We start from the raw sequence: 22,351 nt of genomic DNA on the forward strand, positions 1-22,351 counted from the left end.
GACGGATCCTGGAAAAACCCTGTGAGCCGCTCAGCGCAGCAGCCGGCGCAGCCCGTCCAGCGCGCCGTCGAGGACCCGGATCGCGGTACGGAGCTGGTTGTCGCTGAGCCGGCCGGCCCGGACCAGCGCGCCGACCTCCACGGTGAACGCGGCGAGCCGCTGGTCGAATTCGGCCAGCAGCGGTGACCCGCCGGCGACGGGGGCCGGCCGGGGGGTCGGGCCGGGCGCGGGGCGGTCCCACCGGGTGTGCCGGGTCTGCCGGGTCGCCTCGCGCAGCTCCCGCTTGAGGTCGCGCACCGAGCCGCGTACCTCGGTCTGGATCTCACCGGCCAGGGCGGAGAGGTCCTCGACGGAGGCGCTGATGTCGAATTCCAGGGTGGCCAGCTCGTCGGCGCGCTGGCGCAACTCGGCCCGGCCCGCGTCGGTGATCTCGTAGACCTTGCGGCCACCGGCGGCGGTGTGGCTGACCAGCCCCTCGACCTCCAGCCGTTGCAGGCGGGGGTAGATCGTGCCGGCGCTCGGGGCGTACAGGCCGAGGAAGCGGTCCTCCAGCAGCCGGATCAGCTCGTAGCCGTGCTTCGGGCCGTCGTCGAGCAGCTTGAGCAGGTAGAGCCGGAGCCGCCCGTGACTGAACACGGCGGTCACGGCAACTCCTCCTGGTCGTCGTCGACTCCACGGGCGAGCAGGGCGATGCTGCCGGACGTCGCGGACGCCCAGAGCTTACCCGCGCCCGCGCCGAGGACACCGTGGCTGTCCTTCACCGGGCCGAACCCGGGGCCACCGCCCACCTCCCGGAAGCCGCTGGTGATCCGGCCCGAGGTGGTGTGCAGGTGGACGGTGAGGTCGCTGTCCTCGCGGACCCGGACGGTGATGCCGCCGGAGATGGTGGTCAGCCGGATCTCGCTGCGCCGGGGATTGTCCAGGTCGCAGGTGATCGCCCCGGAGACGGTGTTGGCGTGCACCCGGTCGGCCGCGCTGTCGGCGAGCACCACCTCGCCGGAGACGGTCTCCAGGGTCAGGTCGCCGGCCACGCCGAGCGCCTCCACCGGGCCGGAGACGACCTTCGCGGTGGTGCGGCCGGCGAGCCCCATCAGGGTGACCTGCCCGGAGGTGACGTCCACCAGGGTGTCCGCGCGCAGCCCGGAGGCGACCAGCGATCCGTCGACCAGCCGCAGGTCGGCCAGCACGTGGGCCGGGACGGCGATCGACACCTCGGCCCGGAACTTGCGGCCGAGCTGCCCGATCCACCAGAGGAACCCGGGCCAGCGGGGGGGCCGTTCGTGGCCGACGTGCAGGTGGCCGTCGCGGTGCTCGACGACGACCGGCCGGCGGCTGACCCGGGTGACGTCGACCCGGGCCGGGCCGTCGGTGCCGACGACGTTGAGCCGGCCGCTGATCAGCCGGACGTCGAGCCGGGTGACCGGCTCCTCCAGGGTGAGTCGTTGCGGTCGGTCGACCCTCCAGGTGGCCATGGGCCCTCCCCTCGATCGGGGCGCGACCGGACGGTGCGCCACTCACGAGAGGAGCGTAACGCGATACATCGCGATAGAACAAGACTGTCGCGTGTCGGCGATCCGTCACGCCGCCAGGCCGAGCGCCTCCTCCCCCGCGGGCACCGGGCCGCCGGCCGGCACGGGACCGCCGGCCAGCCCGGGACCGCCGGCCAGCACCGGGACCGGGACCGGGACCGGGACGGGGTGGAGCGTGGCCGCGCGGGCCGGCACCAGGTGGACAGCAGACTCGGCGGCGCGGGCCAGCAGCCGCCGGTCCGCGTCCCGGGCCGGGTGCAGCGCCGCGGCCACCGAGACGGCCACCACCAGGTCACGAGCGGCGAGCACCCGGCGTAGCGACTGCCAGAGGTTCTCGTCGCCGAGGAAGGCGGCCGTCGCGGTCAGCTCGCCGGTGGCCGTACAGCGGTAGGCGATCCGGACCGGCACCACCGGCGCCCCGGCGTCGATCGCCGCCTGGAACGCCGCCGGCCGGAAACCTCGCTCCGGCCGGCAGTCGGCCGCGGGGGCGGCGCCGCACCACGTCGTACCCTCCGGGAAGACCGCCACCGGGTCGCCCGCGCGCAGCGCCGCGGCGAGCCGGGCCACCGTCGCCGGCAGCTCCCGGGGCCGCGACCGGTCCACGAAGACCGCGCCGCCGGCACGGGCCAGCAGCCCCACCAGCGGCCACTCCCGGACCTCCCGCTTGGCCAGCAGCCGGGCCGGGGCGACCGCCAGCACCGCGAGGATGTCCAACCAGGACACGTGGTTGGCGACCAGCAGCGCCCGCCGCCGGGGCAACCGGCCGCGGATCTCCAGCCGGACGCCGAGGGCGCGCGCGGTGGCCCGCGCCCAGCCGCGCACCGCCGCCGCCCGCTCCGCCGCCGGCAGCACCGGCAGCAGCGCGGCCAGGCCGGCCCCGGCCAGCAGCATCCCGACCACGCCGACCAGCCGGGCCATCCGGAGCAACGGGGCCACGGCCGGCACCTCGCCCGGCGGCGGCAGGCACTGCGGGCCGCAGCCCGAGACCGGCCGCCAGAGGTCGGCGCCCGTCACCGCTGCCCGCCGAGGAAGTGCCGCAGGTAGCGCGGGTTCATCCGGTCCAGGTCGAACAGCACGTAGAAGTCGGCACAGCGGAAGTCCGGGTCGTACGCCGGCTCACCGGCGATCCAGGCGCCGAGCCGCAGGTAGCCGCGGAGCAGCGGCGGGACCAGGGCCCGGCCGGCCGCGCCGCCCTCGGCCAACTCCGCCGGGTACGCCTCCGATTCGGCGAACCAGGGACGCAGCGGGCGGATCCGCAGCGGCGGCGGCGCCAGGTGCTTCGCACGCACCTGGGCCCAGACCTCGGCGGCGGCCCGGCCCCCGTCGTCGACCGGCACCGAGGCGCAGCCGCCGAGCCAGCGCGAGCCCCGCAGGTGCAGGTAGCGGGTGAGACCCGCCCACATCAGGTTGATCACGGCACCTGAGCGGTGGTCGGGGTGGACGCAGGAGCGGCCCGTCTCGACCAGGGTGTCCCGCAGCGGGTCGAGCGCCGTGAGGTCGAACTCGGCCTCGGCGTACCGGCGGTCGGTCCGGCCCGGGGGCAGCAGCCGGTAGGTGCCGACCACCGTGCCGGTGCGCTCCTCGCGCACGATCAGGTGGTCGCAGTGGGCGTCGAGCTCGTCGACGTCGAGACCGGCCTCGCCGGGGCGCAACGTCGCGCCGAGTTCGGTGGCGAACACCTCGTGACGCAGGCGTTGCGCGGCCGCGACCTGGGTCGGGTCGTCGGCGATCAGCAGGGTGTATCCGCTGGTCGTCAGGGGTGCGCCAGCGGCATGCAGAACGGCCATGGGACCTGTGTAGGTGCCGGGGGTTGCCGGTCCCCCGGCGACGGGTGTCGATCCGGTGAACGCCGGCCGGCGCTCCGCCGCAGGGCGTGACGTGCGAGGCTGCCCGGCGGGACCGGCGCGCACGCCGGACGGTACGGAGGTGGATCGATGATGATCGGGTCCCGGTACAACGGGCCGCCCGGGTCGGGCAACGGCGGCTGGAGCGCCGGGGTCTTCGCCGGGGCGTACGGCGCGAGCCGGCCGGTCGAGGTGACCCTGCGCCGGCCACCGCCGCTGGACACCCCGCTAACCCTGGCCGACGGCGACGTCCTCGACCCGGACGGGCAGCTGGTCGCCCAGATCCGCCCGACCGACGAGCCGCCGGTGGCGGTCGCCCCGGTCGACGCCGCGACCGCGGCGCGGGCCTCGGCGGCGTACCCCGGGCTGCGGGACCACCCCTTTCCCGGCTGCTTCGTCTGCGGCCCGGAGCACCCGGACGGGCTACGGATCTTCCCCGGCCGGCTCCCCGACGGTCGCACCGCCGCGCCGTTCCACGCCCCGGCGCAGGTGGTGCCGGCGACGGTCTGGGCGGCCCTGGACTGCCCCGGCGGCTGGGCGGTGATCGCCCCCGGCCGGCCGTACGTCCTCGGCCGGATCGCCGCGGTGGTGGACGCGCTGCCGGCCCCCGGCGACGCGTGCGTGGTCACCGGCGAGCTGGTTGGCGCAAACGGGCGCAAGGCGCTCGTGCACACCAGCCTGTACGGCCCGACCGGTGCGCTGCTGGGCCGGGCCCGGGCCACCTGGATCGCGCTGCCGCCGGAGCCCGCACCTCATCGATGAGACGACCACCTCCTACCCGAGGTGGTTCACGGCCGGTGATCAGGCGTGATTGACCGGGTTGACCGGGCTTGCCAGGCTGTGCCACGGCGCCTTTCGGCAACGGCGCCCACAGCGCGGCGCGTGACGTGCCGCCGCACGGGAGGAGAACGATGTCCGACGGGCAGTGGAGCCCCAGCACCGGCCAGATCGTCGTGTCCGGACTGACCAAGCAGTACAAGAACGTTCGGGCGGTGGACAACCTGTCCTTCACGGTCGAGCCGGGCCGGGTGACCGGCTTCCTCGGCCCGAACGGCGCCGGCAAGACGACCACCCTGCGCATGCTGCTCAACCTGGTCACCCCGACCAGCGGCGACGCCACCATCGGCGGCCGCCGGTACGCCGACCTGACCGACCCGCTGCGGCAGGTGGGCGCGGTGCTCGAGGCGTCCGGCGCGCACAAGGGCCGGACCGGCCGTAACCACCTGCGGGTGATCTGCGCGGCGGCCGGCCTGCCGCAGCGGCGGGCGGACGAGGCGCTGGCCCTGGTCGGGCTGACCCCGGCGGCGAACCGCAAGTTCAAGGGCTACTCGCTGGGCATGAAGCAGCGGCTGGGCATCGCCGCGGCGATGCTGGGTGACCCGCGGGTGTTGATCCTCGACGAGCCGGCCAACGGGCTGGACCCGGAGGGCATCCGGTGGATGCGGGGCTTCCTCAAGGGCCTCGCCCAGGACGGTCGCACCATCCTGGTCTCCAGCCACCTGCTCTCCGAGATGCAGCTGCTCGCCGACGACGTGGTGATCATCGCGGCCGGCCAGCTGGTCCGGCAGGGCCCGGTGGACCAGGTGATCGGCTCGATGGCCAGCGGCGCCCAGGTGCGGGTGCGCACCCCGCAGGCCGAGGAGCTGACCGCCGCGCTGAAGGCGCAGTCGGCCACCGTCGCCCCGGACGGGCACGGCGCACTGCTGGTGGACGGGGTGGACGCCCCGACCGTCGGCCGGGCCGCCCTGGCCGCCGGCGTGGAACTGCACGAACTCACCACGGAACGGCCCGACCTGGAACGGGTCTTCCTGGAGCTGACGGCCGGGAAGGCGGGCATCCGATGAACCTCGTCCGGTCCGAACTGCTCAAGATCCGTACGACCAGCACCTGGTGGCTGCTCGGCATCGGGGCGTTCCTGGCGACCGCCCTGGCCTTCGCGATCAACGCCTGGCTGGCCCACCAGGTGCTCAGCGGCAACGCCGAGGACTTCGGGGTGAGCGGGGACCAGGCGGCGGCGCCCGCCCAGGCGGCCAACCTCTACACCTCGGGCCAGTACCTGGGCCTGCTCTTCGTGATGCTGATCGGCATCCTGATGGTGACCAACGAGTTCTTCCACCAGACGGCGACCACCACCTTCCTCACCACGCCACGGCGTACCTCGGTGATCCTGTCGAAGCTCGGCGCGGCCTCGCTGCTCGGCTTCGGCTTCTGGCTGGCCACCACGGTGATCGACCTGGCCGCCGGGTCGATCTTCCTGACCCTGGACGGGCACGGCACCCAGCTCGGTGAGTGGACGGTGCACCGGGCGCTGCTGCTCAACCTGCTGGCGTATGCGATCTGGACGATCCTCGGGGTGGGCATCGGCACGCTGATCCCCAACCAGCTCGGCGCGGTGATCACCGCGGCGGTGCTCTACCTGGTCGGCACCCAGGTGGTGCAGCTGCTCTTCTTCCTGCTCTCCGGCTGGCTGGACAGCCAGGCGGTGGTGAAGTGGCAGGTGGTCTGGCCGGCCGTGGCGTCCCAGGTGATGATCAGCGGGGGCAGCACGGAGCTGACTCCCGACTGGTGGGTAGGCGCCCTGGTGCTGGTCGGTTACGCGCTGGTCAGCGGTGTCTTCGGCGTCCTGATCACCCGGCGGCGCGACATCTCCTGACCTCCGCCGGCCCCGACGGCCCGGTACGACGGCGACCCGCCGCCGTGCCGGGCCGTCGGGCCATAACAGGCGCGGACGGGACACGCGGCGTTTACTGAACTTCTGGCATCTTCTGTGAAACGGACCACCCGTCAGAGGCGGAAATGCCTGGCGCACTCCCACGGCGTAGCCTGGGACCCGTCGCTCGCGTGCCCTTGATCGGGTGCCGGCGGACACCGCGTGACATACGAACCCGCGTGAAAGAGGCGATTACCGGCCGTGTCGACCCAGCAGACTTCGCAGGAGAACCCACTGGCGGGTTTCGGCCCGAACGAGTGGATCGTCGAGGAGATGTACCAGCGCTACCTCGCCGACCCGTCGAGCGTCGACTCGGCATGGCACGACTTCTTCGCCGACTACCGACCGGCCCCGGGTGCCGCTCCGGCCCGTCCGGCCGAGGAGAAGGCGCCCGCCAAGCCGGCCGCGCCCGAGCCGGCCGGCCAGCAGGAGGCCGCCGCGACGGTGGCCCAGCCGACGACGAAGCCCGCCGCCCGACCGGCCCCGGCCAAGCCGGCCCCGGCGAAGGCCGCCCCGGCGGCGCCCGCCGCGAAGGCCGCCCCGTCCAAGCCGGCCGCGAAGGCCGCGCCCACCGGCGCCGGCACCACCCCGCTGCGCGGCGTGGCCGCCAAGATCGTTCAGAACATGGACGCCTCGCTGGCCGTGCCGACCGCGACCAGCGTGCGCGCGGTCCCGGCCAAGCTGCTGGTGGACAACCGCATCGTGATCAACAACCACCTCGCCCGCGGCCGCGGTGGCAAGGTCAGCTTCACCCACCTGATCGGCTACGCGCTGGTCCGGGCGCTGGTCGAGCACTCGGAGATGAACAACTCCTTCACCGAGGTCGACGGCAAGCCGGCGGTGGTCCGCCCCGAGCACGTGAACCTGGGCATCGCGATCGACCTGGCCAAGCCGGACGGCTCCCGCAACCTGGTGGTCCCGTCCATCAAGGCCTGCGAGCAGATGGACTTCCGGCAGTTCTGGCAGGCGTACGAGGACGTGGTCCGGCGCGCCCGCCGCAACGAGCTGACCATGGAGGACTACTCCGGCACCACCATCTCGCTGACCAACCCGGGCGGCATCGGCACGGTGCACTCGATCCCGCGCCTGATGCAGGGCCAGAGCGCCATCATCGGCGTCGGCGCGATGGAGTACCCGGCCCCGTACCAGGGCATGAGCGAGGCCACCCTCGCCGAGCTGGCGGTCAGCAAGATCATCACGCTGACCAGCACGTACGACCACCGGATCATCCAGGGCGCGCAGTCCGGCGAGTTCCTCAAGGTGATGCACGAACTGCTGCTCGGCGAGCGCGGTTTCTACGACCAGATCTTCACCTCGCTGCGCATCCCGTACGAGCCGGTGCGCTGGGTCCGGGACGTCGCTGTCGACTCCGAGGGCCAGATCAACAAGACCGCGCGGGTGCACGAGCTGATCCACGCGTACCGGGTGCGCGGCCACCTGATGGCCGACACCGACCCGCTCGAGTTCAAGATCCGCAAGCACCCCGACCTGGACGTCCTCCAGCACGGGCTGACCCTGTGGGACCTCGACCGGGTCTTCCCGGTCAACGGCTTCGCCGGCAAGCAGCGGATGAAGCTGCGCGAGATCCTCGGCGTGCTGCGCGACTCGTACTGCCGCCGCGTCGGCATCGAGTACATGCACATCCAGGACCCGGAGGAGCGCCGCTGGATCCAGGAGCGGATCGAGCGCAAGTACGAGAAGCCGCCGGCCGACGAGCAGAAGCACGTGCTCAACCGGCTCAACGCCGCCGAGGCCTTCGAGACCTTCCTGCAGACCAAGTACGTCGGGCAGAAGCGCTTCTCGCTGGAGGGCGGCGAGTCGCTGATCCCGCTGCTGGGCGAGATCCTCGAATCGTCCGCCGAGGGCGGGCTGGACGAGGTCGTCATCGGCATGGCCCACCGCGGCCGGCTCAACGTGCTGGCGAACATCGTCGGCAAGCCGTACGAGAAGATCTTCTCGGAGTTCGAGGGGCACCTGGACCCGCGTTCGACGCAGGGTTCCGGCGACGTGAAGTACCACCTCGGCCAGAACGGCAAGTTCACCACCCCGGACGGCGACCACGCGGTCAAGGTCTCGCTGGTGGCGAACCCGTCGCACCTGGAGGCCGTGGACCCGGTGCTGGAGGGCATCGTCCGGGCCAAGCAGGACCGGATCGACCTCAAGCTGGAGGGCTACACCGTGCTGCCGCTGGCGGTGCACGGTGACGCCGCCTTCGCCGGCCAGGGCGTGGTGGCCGAGACGCTCAACCTCTCCCAGCTGCGCGGCTACCGCACCGGCGGCACCGTGCACGTGGTGGTCAACAACCAGGTCGGCTTCACCACCGCCCCGGAGTACTCGCGCTCCAGCCTCTACAGCACCGACGTCGCCCGGATGATCCAGGCGCCGATCTTCCACGTCAACGGCGACGACCCCGAGGCCGTGGTCCGGGTCGCCCGGCTGGCCTTCGAGTACCGGCAGGCGTTCAACAAGGACGTCGTGATCGACATGGTCTGCTACCGCCGGCGCGGGCACAACGAGGGCGACGACCCGTCGATGTCCAACCCGCAGATGTACAAGATCATCGACTCGAAGCGGTCGGTCCGCAAGCTCTACACCGAGGAGCTGATCGGGCGGGGCGACATCACCGTGGAGGACGCGGAGGAGCTGCTGCGCGACTACCAGGCGCAGCTGGAGCGGGTCTTCAAGGCCACCCGCGACGCCGCGACCACGCCCCGCCAGCTGAGCCGGCCGCGCCGCGAGGACGAGCCGGAGCCCCAGGTCGAGACCGCGACCGACGCCGCGGTGGTCAAGGCGATCGGCGAGGCGCACGTCAACCTCCCCGAGGGCTTCACCCCGCACAAGCGGATCCAGCAGCTGCTCGACCGGCGGGCCAAGATGTCCGTCGAGGGCAACATCGACTGGGGCTACGGCGAGATCATCGCGCTCGGCTCGCTGCTGCACGACGGGATCACCGTCCGGCTCGCCGGTCAGGACTCCCGCCGCGGCACCTTCGTCCAGCGGCACGCCTCGGTGGTCGACGCCAAGACCGGCGAGGACTACCTGCCGCTGAAGACCCTCACCGCCGACGGCGAGCGGTCCCGCTTCTTCGTGCACGACTCGCTGCTCTCCGAGTACGCCGCGATGGGCTTCGAGTACGGCTACTCGGTGGAGAACGTCAACGCGCTGGTCTGCTGGGAGGCCCAGTTCGGCGACTTCGTCAACGGCGCCCAGTCGGTGATCGACGAGTTCATCTCGTCCGGCGAGGTGAAGTGGGGCCAGCGCTCCGCGGTCACCCTGCTGCTGCCGCACGGCCACGAGGGCCAGGGCCCGGACCACACCTCCGGCCGCCCGGAGCGGTTCCTCCAGCTCTGCGCCGAGGACAACATGCGGGTGTCCATCCCGACCACTCCGGCGAACTACTTCCACCTGCTGCGCCGCCAGGCGCTGTCGCCGAAGCGCAAGCCGCTGGTGGTGTTCACGCCGAAGTCGCTGCTGCGGCACAAGCTCTGCGTCTCCCAGGTCGAGGACTTCACCACCGGCACCTTCCAGCCGGTGCTCGCCGACACGGCCGCCCCGGCGCCGGAGCAGGTGAAGCGGGTGCTGCTCTGCTCGGGCAAGGTCTACTACGACCTGTTCCGGGCCCGGGCCGAGCGGGGCGTCACCGACACCGCGATCATCCGGATCGAGCAGCTCTACCCGATGCCGGTGGAGGAGATCCGGGCCGCCCTGGCGCAGTACCCGAACGCCGAGGACTTCGCCTGGGTGCAGGAGGAGCCGGCCAACCAGGGCGGCTGGAGCTTCGTCGCGCTCAACCTGCTGGAGCACCTGACCGACGTCCGGCTGCGCCGCATCTCCCGTCCGGCCGCCGCCGCCCCGGCGGTCGGCTCGGCCAAGATGCACGAGGTCGAGCAGACCGCGCTGATCGAGGCGGCTCTCCCCCGCCCGTGACCCACCCGAACCCGGCCCGTCCCCTCCCGGGGGCGGGCCGGGTTCGTCGAATCCAGCCAGAGGAGGCACGGTGTACTTCACCGACCGTGGGATTGAGGAACTGGTCGAGCGGCGGGGCGACGAGCAGGTGAGCATCGAGTGGCTCGCCGAGCGGCTGCGCGACTTCGTCGACCTGAACCCCGAGTTCGAGACCCCGATCGAACGCTTCGCCACCCACCTGGCCCGGTTGGACGACCCGGACGACGAGTAGTCGCCCCGCCCCGGACCGCGGTGTGATCAAGGACCGGGGTGGGCGGGACCAAGGTCCCGGGCGGGGCGCGGCGCGATCTTCTAGGGTGGGGTCGTGGCCCGCAGCGTCTATCTGACCAGCGTGGGTTCCGGCGGGGGTAAGTCGACCATCGCGCTCGGGCTCGCGGAACTCCTCTCCCGGCAGGTCGAGCGGATCGGCGCGTTCCGCCCGCTGGTCGCCGGCGGCGGCCCCGACCCGATCCTCGCCCTGCTGCACGACCGCTACCGGGTCGACCTGCCGCAGGAGGAGCTGACCGGCGCCACATACGCCGAGGCGAGCGCGCTGGTCGCCGACGGGCGGCGGGAGGAGCTGATCTCCCGGATCGTCGAGCGCTACCGCGACGTCGAGCGGCGCTGCCCGGCGGTGGTCGTGGTGGGCAGCGACTTCGCCGACGGCGGTGACGGCGCCGGGCCCCGCGAGCTGGCCTTCAACGCCCGGCTGGCGACCGAGTTCGGCAGCGTGGTGGTACCGGTGATCGACGGCTTCGGGCAGGAGCCCGAGGCGATCGCGGCGGCCGCGCGCGGGGCGTACCACGATCTGGAGGACCTCGGCGCGACGGTGCTGGCGGTGATCGCCAACCGGGTGCCCGGGGCGATGGCGCTGCCCGAGCTGCCCGTCCCCGCGTACGCGATCCCGGAGGTGCCGACCGTGTCGGCGCCGACGGTGGCCGAGGTGGCGGCGGCGCTCGGCGCCACCCTGCTCTCCGGCGACGACGCGGCGCTCGGCCGGGACGTGCTCGACTTCGTGGTCGGCGCGGCGCACGTGCCCACCCTGCTGGACCACCTGACCGAGGGCGCGCTGGTGATCACCCCCGGCGACCGGGCGGACCTGCTGGTCGCCGCGAGCGCCGCGCACGTCGCCGGCCAGGTGTCGGTGGCCGGCCTGGTGCTCACCCTCGGCGAGCAGCCCGACCCCCGGGCGATGCGCCTGGTGGAGGGGCTGAACACCGGCCTGGCGGTGCTCTCGGTGCCCAGCGACAGCTACGACACGGTGGCGGCGTCCAGCCGGATCGAGGGCCGCCCCGGCCCGGCGAACCCGCGCAAGGTCGAGGCGGCGCTCGGGGCGTTCGAGAACAACGTCGACACCGTCGACCTGGCCCGCCGGCTGCGGGTCAGCCGCTCCGAGCGGGTCACCCCGCTGATGTTCGAGTACGACCTGATCGACCGCGCCCGGGCCAACCGGCGCCGGCTGGTGCTGCCCGAGGGGACCGAGGAACGGATCCTGCGGGCGGCGGAGATCCTGCTCCGCCGGGGCGTGGCCGACCTGACCCTGCTCGGCCGCCCGGACGACGTCGCCCGGCGGACCCGCGAGCTGGGCATCGACGTGGCCGGCGCGGACGTGGTCGACCCGGCGACCAGCGCCCTGCGGGACGAGTTCGCCGCCCAGTACGCGGAGGTGCGGGCCCACCGCGGCGTCACCTACGAGCTGGCGCACGACGTGGTGGCGCAGCCCAACTACTTCGGCACGATGATGGTGGCCACCGGGCACGCCGACGGCATGGTCTCCGGGGCCACCCACACCACCGCGGCCACCATCCGCCCGGCGTTCGAGATCATCCGCACGGTGCCGGGGGTCTCGGTGGCCTCCAGTGTCTTCTTCATGCTGCTCGCCGACCGGGTGCTGGTCTACGGCGACTGCGCGGTCAACCCGGACCCGGACGCCGCCCAGCTCGCCGACATCGCCATCTCCTCGGCCGACACCGCGGCCCGGTTCGGTATCGAGCCCCGGGTGGCGATGCTGTCGTACTCGACCGGCGACTCCGGGGCGGGCGCGGACGTGGAGAAGGTCGCGGCGGCCACCAAGCTGGTCCGGGCCCGCCGGCCCGAGCTGCTGGTCGAGGGCCCGATCCAGTACGACGCGGCGATCGACCCGCAGGTGGCGGCCACGAAGCTGCCGGAGAGCGTGGTGGCGGGGCGGGCGACGGTCTTCATCTTCCCGGACCTGAACACCGGCAACAACACGTACAAGGCGGTGCAGCGGTCGGCCGGCGCGGTGGCGGTCGGCCCGGTCATGCAGGGCCTGCGCCGACCGGTCAACGACCTGTCCCGGGGCGCGACCGTCGCCGACATCGTCAACACCGTGGCGATCACCGCCATCCAGGCCGCCGCCGAGGAGTCGTCATGAGCCGGATCCTGGTCCTCAACTGCGGGTCGTCGTCGGTGAAGTACCGGCTCTACGACGGCGAGGCGGTCCGGGAGAAGGGCACCGTGGAGCGGGTCGGTGAGCCGGGCGGCGGCCCGGCCGACCACGAGACGGCGGTCCGGGAGATCCTCGACCGGCTCGACCTGGACGGGCTGGCGGCGGTCGGGCACCGGGTGGTGCACGGCGGTCGGCGGTTCAGCTCGCCGGTGCTGGTGGACGACGCGGTCTTCGCCGCGATCCAGGAGCTGGTGCCGCTCGCCCCGCTGCACAACCCGGCCAACCTGGCCGGCATCGAGGTGACCCGGGAGGCGCTGCCGGAGGTGCCGCAGGTGGCGGTCTTCGACACCGCGTTCCACCACACCCTGCCGGAGGCCGCCGCCACCTACGCCATCGACCGGGACACCGCCGAGCGGTACGGCATCCGCCGGTACGGCTTCCACGGCACCTCGCACGCGTACGTCTCGAAGCGCACCGCGGAGCTGCTGGCGCGCCCGTACGAGGAGCTGCGCACGATCACCCTGCACCTGGGCAACGGGGCGAGCGCCTGCGCGGTCGACGGGGGCCGCAGCGTCGCCACCTCGATGGGGATGTCCCCGCTGGAGGGCCTGGTGATGGGCACCCGCAGCGGCGACCTAGACCCGACGGTCATCTTCCACCTGCGCCGCGAGGCCGGCCTGTCGGTCGACGAGATCGACAACCTGCTCAACCACCGCAGTGGCCTGCTCGGCCTGACCGGGGTCAACGACATGCGCGAGGTGCTCCAGCGGCGGGAGGCCGGGGACCGGGCGGCCGCGCTCGCCTTCGACGTCTACTGCCGCCGGCTCACCGGCTACGTCGGCGCGTACTACGCGCTGCTCGGCGGGGTCGACGCGGTGACCTTCACCGCCGGGGTCGGCGAGCACGCCGCCCCGGTGCGGGCCGCCGCGCTGGCCGGGCTGGAGCGGCTCGGCATCGCCGTGGACCCGGTGCGCAACTCGGCCAGCGGCGACCGGGTGATCTCGCCGGACCTCGCCGAGGTGAGCGTCTGCGTGATCGGTACCGACGAGGAGCGGGAGATCGCCCGGGAGACCCACGCGGTCGTGGCCGCCCGGAGCTGAGCCGCCGGGCGGCCCCGCGGCCCGCCGCTGCCGGACCGGCGGGCAGCGGCGGGCCGGATCAGCCCAGCGCCAGCCAGGCCACGGCGACGACCAGCAGGACCGCCACCACGGCGGCGCCGGCGATCAGCGGCAGTCGGGAGTTCGTGGCGGCCGGCGCGACGGCCTCCGGGGAGTGCGCGAAGGCACGGAACTGCTCGGTGTTGCCGCTCGGGTCCATGTACTCGTCAGACATGCCGGAGACCCTAGCGAAACCACCCGCGGCGCGGCGTCCCGCCGGACCGAGGGTGACCGGTCCGATCCGAGCGGTGGAGGCGGTCCGGGCCGGGTGGCGGTCGGCGGACGGTCCGGACGGCGGGCCCGGGGTACCCCCACGGCGGCCTACCGTGACGGGATGGGGGCGAGGCGGCTGGTCGGCGTGCTGATGACGACGCTGCTGACCGGTTGCGGCCCGGCCGTCGCCGCGGCCCCGGGGCCGCCGCCGGCCCGGCACGCCCCGGACCGGCTCCACCCCGTCGCGGTACGCACGTTCACCGTCGACCCGGCCGGTCCCCGGCCGCTGCCGGTGACGCTCTGGTATCCCACCGAGGGGGGCCGGGTGGCGCCCGGTCGCTTCCCGGTGGTGGTCTACAGCCACGGCCTGCACAGCCTTCCCGAGCTGCACGCCGGGCTGACCGCCCGGTGGGCCGCCGCCGGTTTCGTGGTGGCCGCGCCGGCCTACCCGCACACCAACCTGCGGGCGGCCCGGTTCACCCGCGCCGACGTGCGGCACCAGCCGGCCGACGGCTGGCGGCTGATCCGGTACCTGGTCGGACTGGACGCGCGGCCGGGCGACCCGCTCGCCGGGCACCTGGACGTGGCCCGGTTCGCTGCGGCCGGTCACTCGGCGGGCGGCTTCACCACCGCCGGGATGTTCACCTCGGGCCACTCCGCCCGGCTGCGGTCCGGCATCGTCATCGCCGGCGGCGGTCTGGCCGGCGCCTTCGCCGGTCCGGCCGCTCCCCTGCTCTTCGTGCACGGCACCGCCGACCCGGTGGTGCCGCTCTCCGTCGGGCGGGCCGCCTTCGACCGCAGCACCGGCCCGGCGGGGTTCCTGAGCGTGCTGGGGCAGGGGCACGGCGAGTACCTCACCCCGGGCCGGCCCGGCTACGACGAGGTCCTCGCCACCACCACCGACTTCCTCCGCTGGACCCTCTACGACGACCCGGCGGCGGCCCACCGCCTCCGCGCCGACGCCACCCACGCCGGCCGCACCACCCTCGACGACCGGCTGGCCCGCTGACCGGCCGAACGACGCCGCCGGCCTGTCCCGGCTCCGCGACAGCCTGCCCGGCGGAGCCCACCGTCGGTCCCGCCCGGGTCATCGTGGGTCGGGAAGTGGCTGGTCACCCCGTCGGGCGGGGCACAATCGGATTCATGTCCCGTCGCCCCACCCCGATGCTGCTCGCCGCCGCCCTGCTCAGCGCGGGTCTCGTCGGCTGTTCCGCCCCCGCTCCCACGGCCCGGCCCGCCGCGCCGCCGGAGCTGCCGAGGGCCACCACCCCGGCGCCGCGGGTACCGGCCGGCAGCGCGCCGGCCGAGTCCTTCGCGGTCGGCGTACGCCAGTTGACGCTGAACCGGGGCGGCGACCGCCGGCTGCCGGTGACCCTCTGGTACCCGGCCCGGGGTGAGGCGGGCGGCGCGGCTGAGCGCGGGGCGACGGCGGCGGCCGGCCGGTTCCCGGTGGTGATGTTCAGTCACGGGCTGGGCGGCCGGCCGGAGGACTACCGGCTGCTGCTGACCCGGTGGGCGGCGGCCGGTTTCGTGGTCGCCGCACCGACCTTCCCGCACACCGGCCGGGGCGGCGACGGCAACGTCCTCGACGTGCTCAACCAGCCGGCCGACGTCTCGTACGCCCTAGACAAGGTGCTCGCGCTGAACGGCACGGCGGGCGACCCGCTGCGCGGCCGGCTGGCCACCGACCGGGTGGCCGCGGCCGGGCACTCGGCGGGCGGGGTGACCACCATCGGGCTCTTCACCGCGAGCCGGGACAAGCGGCTCGACGCCGGGGTGGTCTTCGCCGGCACCGCGCTCGGGGTGGGCACCGCCTTCGCCGGTACGGCGGCACCGCAGCTCTTCGTGCACGGCGAGGCGGACGAGGTGGTCGACTACGCCGCCGGAAAGGCCGTCTACGACGCGGTGCCCTGGCCGAAGGCGATGCTCAGCCTGCCGAAGGGCGACCACGGGCGGGCGCTGCTCGCCGACGGCGCCGCGCTGCGGGTGGTCTCCGACACCACGCTGGAGTTCCTCCGCTGGACCCTCTACGGCGACGCGAAGGCGAAGGCTCGGATGCCCGCCGACGCGGCGCGCGGCGACCTGGCCACCCTCGACGACCACCTGTGAGCGGCCGTCGAGGGCGGCGTGCCGGTCAGGCGGTGTGGTCGAGGACGACCTTGCCGAAGACGTCACCGGAGTGCAGCCGGGCGAAGGCGTCCGCCACCTTGCCGAACGGCACCACGCTGTCCACCACCGGGCGGACCTCGTGCTCGGCGCAGAACGCCAGCAGCTCGGTCAGCTCGTCCGGGGTGCCCATCGAGGTGCCGAGGATCTCCAGCTGCATGGCGAAGACCCGGCGCAGGTTGACCTTGGGGTCGTAGCCGGCGGTCGCGCCGGAGACCACGATCCGGGCCATCGGGGCGGCCGACTTCAGCGAGTGGTCGAAGGTGGCCGCGCCGACCGTCTCGATCACCACGTCGACCCGCTCGGGCAGCCGCGCCCCGGGCTCCACCGCGGTCGCCCCGAGCGCGGTGATCCGCTCCCGCTTGCCGGCGTCGCGGCTGGTCGCGTAGACCCGCTTGCCCAGCGCCACGCCGAGCGCCACGGCCGCGGTGGCGACCCCGCCGCCCGCGCCCTGCACCAGCACCGACTCGCCGTCGGCGACCCGGCCCTTGGTGGTGAGCATCCGCCACGCGGTGAGCCAGGCGGTGGGCAGGCAGGCCGCGTCGGTCACCGACAGGCCCGCCGGCAGCGGCAGCAGGTTCACCCGGGGTACGGCCACCCGCTCGGCGAAGGTCCCCTGGTAGTGCTCGGAGAGGATGGAGACCCCGCGCGGGTCGCCGGGGGTGGGGATCACCGGGTAGATGACCACCTCGTTGCCGTCCGGATCGGTGCCGACGGCGTCACAGCCGAGGATCATCGGCAGCTGGTCGGGGCCGAGCCCGACGCCGCGCAGCGACCACAGGTCGTGGTGGTTGAGCGAGCTGGCCCGCACCTGCACGGTCACCCAGTCGTCGTCCGGGTGGGTCGGCTCGGGACGGTCACCGACGGTGAGCGCGGCGAGCGGGTTGTCGGCGTCGAAGCGGGAGGCATAGGCGGCACGCATGGTCGGCACCGTAACAAGCCCCGCCGCCCGACAGAACCTCAAGCCGCCCGCCTCTCTCCAAGTACCCGGAAAGAGTGGCCTCCCGATGTCGGGAGGCCACTCTTTCCGTGAAAGTGCGCGAACCTTGCCGGGCGGGTCGGTCAGGCGCGGGCGACGCCGTCGCGGCGGGCCGCCTCGGCGACCGCCTCGGCCACCGCGGGGGCGACCCGGGGGTCGAGCGGGGACGGCACGATCGCCTCGGCGGTGAGCGATCCGGCGACCACCCCGGCGATCGCGTCCGCGGCGGCCACCTTCATCCCGTCCGTGATCCGGGTGGCCCGGGCGTCCAGCGCGCCGCGGAACACGCCGGGGAAGGCGAGCACGTTGTTGATCTGGTTGGGGTAGTCGCTGCGCCCGGTGGCGACCACGGCGACGTGCCGGGCGGCCACCTCCGGGTGCACCTCCGGGTTCGGGTTGGCCAGCGCGAAGACGATGCCGCCCGGGGCCATCCCGGCCACCGCCGCCTCCGGGATCTGGCCGCCGGAGACGCCGATCAGCACGTCCGCATCGCGCAGGGCCTCGGTGATGTCGCCCTCGCGCGCCTCGGCGTTGGTCGTCTCGGCCAGGTGCGCCTTGGTCTCGGTCAGGTCGGCCCGGTGCCGGCCGATGATCCCCTTCGAGTCGCAGACCACCACCTGGTCCGGGTTCACACCCCCGGCGACCAGCATGTGGGTGACCGCCACCCCGGCCGCGCCGGCGCCGCTGACCGTCACCCGCAGGTCGCCGAGCTTCCGGTTGAGCAGGGTCGCCGCGTTGCGCAGGGCGGCCAGCACCACGATCGCGGTGCCGTGCTGGTCGTCGTGGAAGACCGGGATGGGCAGGGCCTCGTCGAGCCGGCGCTCCACCTCGAAACAGCGCGGGGCGCTGATGTCCTCCAGGTTGATGCCGCCGAACGACGGGGCGAGCGCCTTCACCGTCGCCACGATCTCGTCGACGTCCTGGGTGTCGAGGCAGATCGGCACCGCGTCCACGCCGGCGAACTGCTTGAACAGCACCGCCTTGCCCTCCATCACCGGCAGCGCCGCGCGGGGGCCGATGTTGCCCAGCCCGAGTACGGCGGAACCGTCGGTGACGACCGCCACGGCGTGCGACACCCACGTGTAGTCGTCGGCGAGGGCGGGGTCGGCGGCGATCGCCTCGCAGACCCGGGCCACACCCGGGGTGTACGCGAGGGAGAGGTCCTCCCGGCTGGTCAGCGGGACCGTCGAGGCGACGGCCATCTTGCCGCCGACGTGCAGCCGGAAGACGGGATCAGCGGGATCCACGGTGGACGCAGACATGGTGACTCCAGGATCTGTCGAGCAGACGGAGCGGCCGGCGCGGGCGCGTGGTGGTGAGGCGGATCCGGCGGCGCGCGGTGCAGGGGGTCACCCGGGCACTTTTCGAGCATAGTGGGGACGCCGGCGCCCGGATGTGAGCAGGGTCATAACAGGGGCGGAGCGGGGTCACGACAGGGGGTGCACGCGCCCCGGGCGGGGCCAGTAGCGGGCCACCACCCGGCCCAGTACGTCGGCCACCCCGTACGCCCGCGAATCGTCGGTGATCAGCTCGTTGTCGCCGCGTACCCACCAGCCGCCGTCCTGTGGTCGGACCACGCGCTTGACCACGAGCAGCCCCGGGCGGGTGCGGAAGACCGCGACCACGACGTCGCCGGGGCGGACCGCCCGGCCGCCCGGGCGGACCAGCAGCGCGTCGCCGTGGCGCAGCGTGGGCGACATGGACGGGCCGATCACTCCCACCGCAGCCAGCGGCCGGCGCAGCCGGGCCGGCGGTCCAGTCCCCTCGACCGTCACCAGGTTTCCCCTCTGCCCCTGCCGGGGACGTCCCCAGGAGTAATGTCGGCTTGGATCATCGCAAACATCCCGTGGAGGACACTGATGCGACTTCCCCGCATCCTCACGCCCCGTTTGACCGCTAGCGCCCATTGCGACCTGCCGTGCGGCGTGTACGACCCGGCGCAGGCCCGGATCGAGGCCGAGTCGGTCAAAATGATCTGCGAGAAGTACCAGTCGAACACCGACCCGGAGTTCCGCACCCGGGCGATCCTGATCAAGGAGCAGCGGGCCGACCTGGTCAAGCACCACCTCTGGGTGCTCTGGACCGACTACTTCAAGCCGGCCCACTTCGAGAAGTACCCGCACCTGCACCAGCTCTTCAACGAGGCCACCAAGGCGGCCGGCGCGGCCGGTGCCAAGGGTGCGACCGACCCGGCCAAGGCCGACGAGCTGCTGCAGAAGATCGACGAGATCTCGAAGATCTTCTGGGAGACCAAGAAGGCGTGAGCCTCGCCTCTTCGGCACCGACGATCCGGCCGGCGCGTCCCGAGGACGTGCCGGCCGTCGTCGCGATGGTGCACGAGCTCGCCGCGTACGAGCGCGCCCCGGAGCAGTGCCACCTCACCGACGCGCAGTTGACCGCCGCCCTGTTCGGCCCGGCACCGGCCCTCTTCGGCCACGTCGCGGTGGACGGCGACGACCGGCCGGTCGGGTTCGCGCTGTGGTTCCTCAACTTCTCCACCTGGGCCGGCGTGCACGGCATCTACCTGGAGGACCTCTACGTCCGTCCGGAGCACCGGGGCACCGGGGCGGGTCGACTGCTGCTCGCCACGCTCGCCGCGATCTGCGTGGAGCGCGGCTACCAGCGGCTGGACTGGTGGATGATCGACTGGAATCCGGCCGCCCGCTTCTACGCGTCGATCGGCGCCGCGCCGATGGACGAGTGGGTCCCCTACCGGCTCACCGGGGCGGCGCTGGCCGATCTCGCCGCCCAGGCGGCGACCGTGACCGCCCGCGCGGACGCCGGGGCGGGTAGAGTCCCCGACCGGGGGGATGAGGCGTGACTCAACTGACCGGCCAGCCGACCACCGACGACGACGTGGTGCACCTCACGGTGCCCGCCGACGGCGGCTACCTCGGCGTGCTCCGCACCGCCACGGCGGGTCTCGCGGCCCGCCTCCAGTTCGCCCTCGACGAGATCGAGGATCTGCGGATCGCGGTGGACGAGGCCTGCGCGATGCTCCTCGCGATCGCCACCCGCGACGCCGAGCTGTCCTGCCGCTTCGCGGTCACCGAGGACGCGCTGACCGTCGAGGTGACCGTGCCGACCGTGCGGGGCGCCACCCTGCCGTCGGAGTCCTCGTTCGCCTGGAAGGTGCTCACCGCGCTGACCACGGGGGCCACCGCCCGGGCCGACGAGGGCCGGGCCACCATCTCGCTGCTGACCCGCCGCTCCGGCTACTGAGCCCCAGCGGCGGCCGGCGCTCACCCGACACCGAGCGCCCGGGTGGTGGGCGGGCTGACCAGCAGCGCGCAGACGCCCACGCCGAGCAGCATCAGCGGGACGCCGAGCCAGCCCATCCCGCCCTGGACCATGTACCAGCCGACCGGCAGCAGCATCAGCTGGAGCACGATGGCCGGTGCCCGCGCACCGCTGCGACGACGGGCCAGCGCACCGCCCAGGGCCCAGAGCGCGGCCGCGCCGGCGACGGCGAACCCGGTCACGAAGAGCGCTGACACCAGGTCCGTCTTGGCGGCGGTGAGGTCCGCCCAGACCAGCCAGGCGGCGAGCAGCGCCAGGGCGACCGCCTCGCCGCGCAGCAGGCGTACGGCCCACCGCAGGGTGTCGGGAACCGGCTCGGAGTCGATCGTCACGCGCGTCACGATACCCGCGCCCGATCGCGGTACAGTGCCGCCCATGCGGGCCGTCCTGGTGGTCAATCCGAAGGCCACCACCACGAGTGAGCGCAGTCGGGACGTCCTGGTCCGGGCGCTGCGCAGCGAAGTAGACCTGTCGGTGCGGTACACCCGGCGGCGGGGTCACGCCACCGACCTGGCCCGCGAGGCGGCCGAGGAGGGCGTTGACGTGGTCGTCACGCTCGGTGGCGACGGCACGGTCAACGAGGTGGTCAACGGCCTGATGGCGGCACAGCCGCCGACCTTCCGCACCGGCGGCACGTCGGCCGAGCGGCTGCCCGCGCTGGCCACCGTGCCCGGGGGCTCGACCAACGTCTTCGCCCGCGCCCTGGGGCTACCCAGGGAGTGGCCGGAGGGGACCAGCATGATCCTGGAGGGGCTGCGGCTGGGCCGCTCCCGGAGGATCGGGCTGGGCCGGGCGGACGACCGCTACTTCACCTTCTGCGCCGGCTTCGGCGTGGACGCCGCGGTGATCCACCGGGTGGAGCAGGCGCGCAAGCGGGGACGGGTCTCCACCCCGGCGCTCTACTTCCGCTCGACGCTGAGCCAGTACTTCCTCGCCTCGGACCGCCGGCACCCGACGATCACGCTGGAGCGGCCCGGTGAGACGGCCGAGGCCGAGCTGGCGACGGTCATCATCCAGAACACGGCACCGTGGACGTACCTGGGTGAGCGGGAGATCAACCCGAACCCGGAGGCGTCGTTCGACCTCGGGCTCGATGTGATGGCGCTGCGTCAGCTCCGCGTCGCCAGCACTACACGGACGGTGACCCAATCCCTGTCCCGACAACCCGATCCGCGCGGCAGGCAGGTGCTGCGGCTGCACGACGTGGCCGAGTTCACCCTGGTCGCGGGCCGTCCGCAGGCCTTCCAGCTGGACGGCGACTATCTCGGGGAGCGACAGAAGGTCAGATTCACCTCCGTACCCGAGGCACTGAGAGTAATCTGCTAGGTCTCGGGTAACGCCCTTGGTTGAGCGGTCAGGACACCGCCCGACGCGGTGGCCGCCACACCGAGGGGATAGGTGCCGGAATGTCAGCAATGTCACGCGGACTGTACTATATTGATCCTCGACTGTGGTACGGCGGGTAACCAGGGAAGCCTGAAACCCGGACAAAAGGGTCGTGAGCTTGCTCACCGAGCGGAGTTTTTCCGAGCGTCGCCCTTGACATCACGTACGTTCGTGAAAGTATTCACAAGCGAACTTGAGTTACCGGGACATTGCCTGGATATGCTCAGTAGGTTGAGCTGTTCCAGCAGGCCCCAGGGGCTGAACGAGCCTGCTCACGCGCTGCCGAATAGTCGGATGCGAACTGTCACGACCGGCACCGCGGATGCATATAAAGAAAAAGCAACAGCGTTATCTGCCGCCCATCCAGAATGAGGAGTGTTGCCGCCATGGACTGGCGCCACGATGCCGTCTGCCGCGACGAGGACCCGGAGCTGTTCTTCCCGATCGGGACGTCCGGCCCGGCCCTCCTGCAGGTAGAGCAGGCGAAGGCCGTCTGCCGGCGCTGCCCCGTGACCGACGCCTGCCTGCAGTGGGCGCTCGAGTCTGGGCAGGACGCCGGCGTCTGGGGCGGGATGAGCGAGGAGGAGCGCCGCGCGGTCAAGCGCCGCGGCGGTCTCCGGGTGCTGCGCGCTCACTCCGCCTGACCGATCACACAGCCGTCCGCCCCGGTGGGTTCCGACCCGCCGGGGCGTTCTGCTGTCCGGATACGACA

The 22,351-nt window shown here is 73.2% G+C and carries 23 protein-coding genes; 14 read left to right on the forward strand and 9 right to left on the reverse strand.

Features of this window, described 5'->3' with window-relative positions; genetic code table 11:
- Positions 1 to 30: 30 nt before the first annotated feature.
- The 4 genes from AC5RWQ_RS17275 to AC5RWQ_RS17290 all read right to left on the reverse strand — a co-directional run bounded on the left by AC5RWQ_RS17275 (position 31) and on the right by AC5RWQ_RS17290 (position 3,316).
- Positions 31 to 645, reverse strand: coding sequence for a PadR family transcriptional regulator (locus AC5RWQ_RS17275; protein ID WP_494283730.1), 615 nt, complete (start codon positions 643 to 645; stop codon positions 31 to 33).
- Positions 642 to 1,472, reverse strand: a complete 831-nt coding sequence (locus AC5RWQ_RS17280) for a DUF4097 family beta strand repeat-containing protein (RefSeq protein ID WP_494283731.1) — start codon at positions 1,470 to 1,472, stop codon at positions 642 to 644. The genes AC5RWQ_RS17275 and AC5RWQ_RS17280 overlap by 4 nt, the downstream gene beginning before the upstream one ends.
- 105 nt (positions 1,473 to 1,577) lie before the next feature.
- Positions 1,578 to 2,543: a lysophospholipid acyltransferase family protein gene (locus AC5RWQ_RS17285; protein WP_494283732.1), complete on the reverse strand. Its 966-nt coding sequence runs from the start codon at positions 2,541 to 2,543 to the stop codon at positions 1,578 to 1,580.
- Positions 2,540 to 3,316, reverse strand: coding sequence for a GNAT family N-acetyltransferase (locus AC5RWQ_RS17290; RefSeq protein ID WP_494283733.1), 777 nt, complete (start codon positions 3,314 to 3,316; stop codon positions 2,540 to 2,542). The genes AC5RWQ_RS17285 and AC5RWQ_RS17290 overlap by 4 nt, the downstream gene beginning before the upstream one ends.
- Before the next feature lie 147 nt (positions 3,317 to 3,463).
- Here AC5RWQ_RS17290 and AC5RWQ_RS17295 point away from each other — a divergent pair, with 147 nt between their 5' ends.
- From AC5RWQ_RS17295 to AC5RWQ_RS17325, 7 genes are all read left to right on the forward strand, one after another.
- Positions 3,464 to 4,135, forward strand: a complete 672-nt coding sequence (locus AC5RWQ_RS17295) for a hypothetical protein (protein ID WP_494283734.1) — start codon at positions 3,464 to 3,466, stop codon at positions 4,133 to 4,135.
- Positions 4,136 to 4,284: 149 nt separating this feature from the next.
- A complete protein-coding gene (locus tag AC5RWQ_RS17300) occupies positions 4,285 to 5,217 on the forward strand; it encodes an ABC transporter ATP-binding protein (RefSeq protein WP_494283735.1) in 933 nt (310 codons plus the stop codon).
- Complete coding sequence (locus tag AC5RWQ_RS17305) at positions 5,214 to 6,026, forward strand: ABC transporter permease (protein ID WP_494283736.1); 813 nt, start codon at positions 5,214 to 5,216, stop codon at positions 6,024 to 6,026. Before AC5RWQ_RS17300 ends, AC5RWQ_RS17305 begins: the two co-directional genes overlap by 4 nt.
- Positions 6,027 to 6,284: 258 nt before the next feature.
- Positions 6,285 to 10,010 (forward strand): multifunctional oxoglutarate decarboxylase/oxoglutarate dehydrogenase thiamine pyrophosphate-binding subunit/dihydrolipoyllysine-residue succinyltransferase subunit, encoded by a 3,726-nt coding sequence (locus AC5RWQ_RS17310; RefSeq protein ID WP_494283737.1) that lies wholly within the window; start codon positions 6,285 to 6,287, stop codon positions 10,008 to 10,010.
- 70 nt (positions 10,011 to 10,080) lie between these two features.
- Positions 10,081 to 10,260: a DUF6104 family protein gene (locus AC5RWQ_RS17315; protein ID WP_334490048.1), complete on the forward strand. Its 180-nt coding sequence runs from the start codon at positions 10,081 to 10,083 to the stop codon at positions 10,258 to 10,260.
- A 93-nt stretch (positions 10,261 to 10,353) separates the two neighbouring features.
- Positions 10,354 to 12,423 (forward strand): phosphate acetyltransferase, encoded by a 2,070-nt coding sequence (gene pta / locus AC5RWQ_RS17320; RefSeq protein WP_494283738.1) that lies wholly within the window; start codon positions 10,354 to 10,356, stop codon positions 12,421 to 12,423.
- Entirely contained in the window at positions 12,420 to 13,538 is a 1,119-nt protein-coding gene (locus AC5RWQ_RS17325) for an acetate/propionate family kinase (RefSeq protein WP_494283739.1), read from the forward strand. The genes pta and AC5RWQ_RS17325 overlap by 4 nt, the downstream gene beginning before the upstream one ends.
- A 58-nt stretch (positions 13,539 to 13,596) precedes the next feature.
- Here AC5RWQ_RS17325 and AC5RWQ_RS17330 read toward each other — a convergent pair whose 3' ends face one another.
- The gene (locus AC5RWQ_RS17330) at positions 13,597 to 13,770 is read right to left on the reverse strand and encodes a hypothetical protein (protein WP_494283740.1); all 174 of its coding nucleotides are present in this window, start codon (positions 13,768 to 13,770) and stop codon (positions 13,597 to 13,599) included.
- A gap of 159 nt (positions 13,771 to 13,929) precedes the next feature.
- On the opposite strand from AC5RWQ_RS17330, the gene AC5RWQ_RS17335 reads away from it, so the two are divergent.
- Both AC5RWQ_RS17335 and AC5RWQ_RS17340 read left to right on the forward strand, forming a co-directional pair.
- Positions 13,930 to 14,817 carry an alpha/beta hydrolase family protein gene (locus tag AC5RWQ_RS17335; protein WP_494283741.1) on the forward strand — a complete coding sequence of 296 codons (888 nt, stop codon included), beginning with the start codon at positions 13,930 to 13,932 and terminating at the stop codon, positions 14,815 to 14,817.
- 134 nt (positions 14,818 to 14,951) lie between these two features.
- A complete protein-coding gene (locus tag AC5RWQ_RS17340; protein WP_494283742.1) occupies positions 14,952 to 15,917 on the forward strand; it encodes an alpha/beta hydrolase family protein in 966 nt (321 codons plus the stop codon).
- A gap of 25 nt (positions 15,918 to 15,942) precedes the next feature.
- Here the strand turns inward: AC5RWQ_RS17340 and AC5RWQ_RS17345 are convergent, their stop codons facing one another.
- The 3 genes from AC5RWQ_RS17345 to AC5RWQ_RS17355 form a co-directional block, all read right to left on the reverse strand.
- A complete protein-coding gene (locus AC5RWQ_RS17345; RefSeq protein ID WP_494283743.1) occupies positions 15,943 to 16,905 on the reverse strand; it encodes a zinc-binding dehydrogenase in 963 nt (320 codons plus the stop codon).
- 131 nt (positions 16,906 to 17,036) lie between these two features.
- On the reverse strand, positions 17,037 to 18,215 hold the full coding sequence (locus AC5RWQ_RS17350) for an NAD(P)-dependent malic enzyme (RefSeq protein ID WP_494283744.1): 1,179 nt from the start codon (positions 18,213 to 18,215) through the stop codon (positions 17,037 to 17,039).
- A 165-nt stretch (positions 18,216 to 18,380) separates the two neighbouring features.
- Positions 18,381 to 18,728, reverse strand: a complete 348-nt coding sequence (locus AC5RWQ_RS17355; protein WP_494283745.1) for a S24/S26 family peptidase — start codon at positions 18,726 to 18,728, stop codon at positions 18,381 to 18,383.
- A gap of 84 nt (positions 18,729 to 18,812) precedes the next feature.
- On the opposite strand from AC5RWQ_RS17355, the gene sodN reads away from it, so the two are divergent.
- From sodN to AC5RWQ_RS17370, 3 genes are all read left to right on the forward strand, one after another.
- The gene (gene sodN / locus AC5RWQ_RS17360) at positions 18,813 to 19,217 is read left to right on the forward strand and encodes a superoxide dismutase, Ni (RefSeq protein WP_334490076.1); all 405 of its coding nucleotides are present in this window, start codon (positions 18,813 to 18,815) and stop codon (positions 19,215 to 19,217) included.
- Positions 19,218 to 19,282: 65 nt separating this feature from the next.
- Complete coding sequence (locus AC5RWQ_RS17365) at positions 19,283 to 19,774, forward strand: GNAT family N-acetyltransferase (RefSeq protein WP_494283796.1); 492 nt, start codon at positions 19,283 to 19,285, stop codon at positions 19,772 to 19,774.
- Complete coding sequence (locus tag AC5RWQ_RS17370) at positions 19,771 to 20,175, forward strand: ATP-binding protein (RefSeq protein WP_334490079.1); 405 nt, start codon at positions 19,771 to 19,773, stop codon at positions 20,173 to 20,175. The genes AC5RWQ_RS17365 and AC5RWQ_RS17370 overlap by 4 nt, the downstream gene beginning before the upstream one ends.
- Positions 20,176 to 20,195: 20 nt before the next feature.
- Here AC5RWQ_RS17370 and AC5RWQ_RS17375 read toward each other — a convergent pair whose 3' ends face one another.
- Positions 20,196 to 20,585 carry a hypothetical protein gene (locus AC5RWQ_RS17375; RefSeq protein ID WP_494283746.1) on the reverse strand — a complete coding sequence of 130 codons (390 nt, stop codon included), beginning with the start codon at positions 20,583 to 20,585 and terminating at the stop codon, positions 20,196 to 20,198.
- Positions 20,586 to 20,628: 43 nt separating this feature from the next.
- Between AC5RWQ_RS17375 and AC5RWQ_RS17380 the strand changes: the two genes are divergently transcribed.
- Positions 20,629 to 21,579: a diacylglycerol/lipid kinase family protein gene (locus AC5RWQ_RS17380; protein WP_494283747.1), complete on the forward strand. Its 951-nt coding sequence runs from the start codon at positions 20,629 to 20,631 to the stop codon at positions 21,577 to 21,579.
- A 446-nt stretch (positions 21,580 to 22,025) separates the two neighbouring features.
- Positions 22,026 to 22,283, forward strand: coding sequence for a WhiB family transcriptional regulator (locus AC5RWQ_RS17385; protein ID WP_334490087.1), 258 nt, complete (start codon positions 22,026 to 22,028; stop codon positions 22,281 to 22,283).
- Positions 22,284 to 22,351 lie beyond the last annotated feature (68 nt).

The sequence above is a fragment of the Micromonospora sp. BS32 genome (assembly GCF_059089345.1).

Excerpts from the sequence above, each read along its gene's own strand:
- AC5RWQ_RS17280 (WP_494283731.1), bottom strand. The coding sequence starts at position 1,472 with ATGGCCACCTGGAGGGTCGACCGACCGCAACGACTCACCCTGGAGGAG.
- AC5RWQ_RS17290 (WP_494283733.1), bottom strand. The coding sequence starts at position 3,316 with ATGGCCGTTCTGCATGCCGCTGGCGCACCCCTGACGACCAGCGGATAC.
- AC5RWQ_RS17295 (WP_494283734.1), top strand. The coding sequence starts at position 3,464 with ATGATGATCGGGTCCCGGTACAACGGGCCGCCCGGGTCGGGCAACGGC.
- AC5RWQ_RS17300 (WP_494283735.1), top strand. The coding sequence starts at position 4,285 with ATGTCCGACGGGCAGTGGAGCCCCAGCACCGGCCAGATCGTCGTGTCC.
- AC5RWQ_RS17305 (WP_494283736.1), top strand. The coding sequence starts at position 5,214 with ATGAACCTCGTCCGGTCCGAACTGCTCAAGATCCGTACGACCAGCACC.
- AC5RWQ_RS17325 (WP_494283739.1), top strand. The coding sequence starts at position 12,420 with ATGAGCCGGATCCTGGTCCTCAACTGCGGGTCGTCGTCGGTGAAGTAC.
- AC5RWQ_RS17330 (WP_494283740.1), bottom strand. The coding sequence starts at position 13,770 with ATGTCTGACGAGTACATGGACCCGAGCGGCAACACCGAGCAGTTCCGT.
- AC5RWQ_RS17335 (WP_494283741.1), top strand. The coding sequence starts at position 13,930 with ATGGGGGCGAGGCGGCTGGTCGGCGTGCTGATGACGACGCTGCTGACC.
- AC5RWQ_RS17340 (WP_494283742.1), top strand. The coding sequence starts at position 14,952 with ATGTCCCGTCGCCCCACCCCGATGCTGCTCGCCGCCGCCCTGCTCAGC.
- AC5RWQ_RS17350 (WP_494283744.1), bottom strand. The coding sequence starts at position 18,215 with ATGTCTGCGTCCACCGTGGATCCCGCTGATCCCGTCTTCCGGCTGCAC.
- sodN (WP_334490076.1), top strand. The coding sequence starts at position 18,813 with ATGCGACTTCCCCGCATCCTCACGCCCCGTTTGACCGCTAGCGCCCAT.
- AC5RWQ_RS17365 (WP_494283796.1), top strand. The coding sequence starts at position 19,283 with ATGGTGCACGAGCTCGCCGCGTACGAGCGCGCCCCGGAGCAGTGCCAC.
- AC5RWQ_RS17380 (WP_494283747.1), top strand. The coding sequence starts at position 20,629 with ATGCGGGCCGTCCTGGTGGTCAATCCGAAGGCCACCACCACGAGTGAG.
- AC5RWQ_RS17385 (WP_334490087.1), top strand. The coding sequence starts at position 22,026 with ATGGACTGGCGCCACGATGCCGTCTGCCGCGACGAGGACCCGGAGCTG.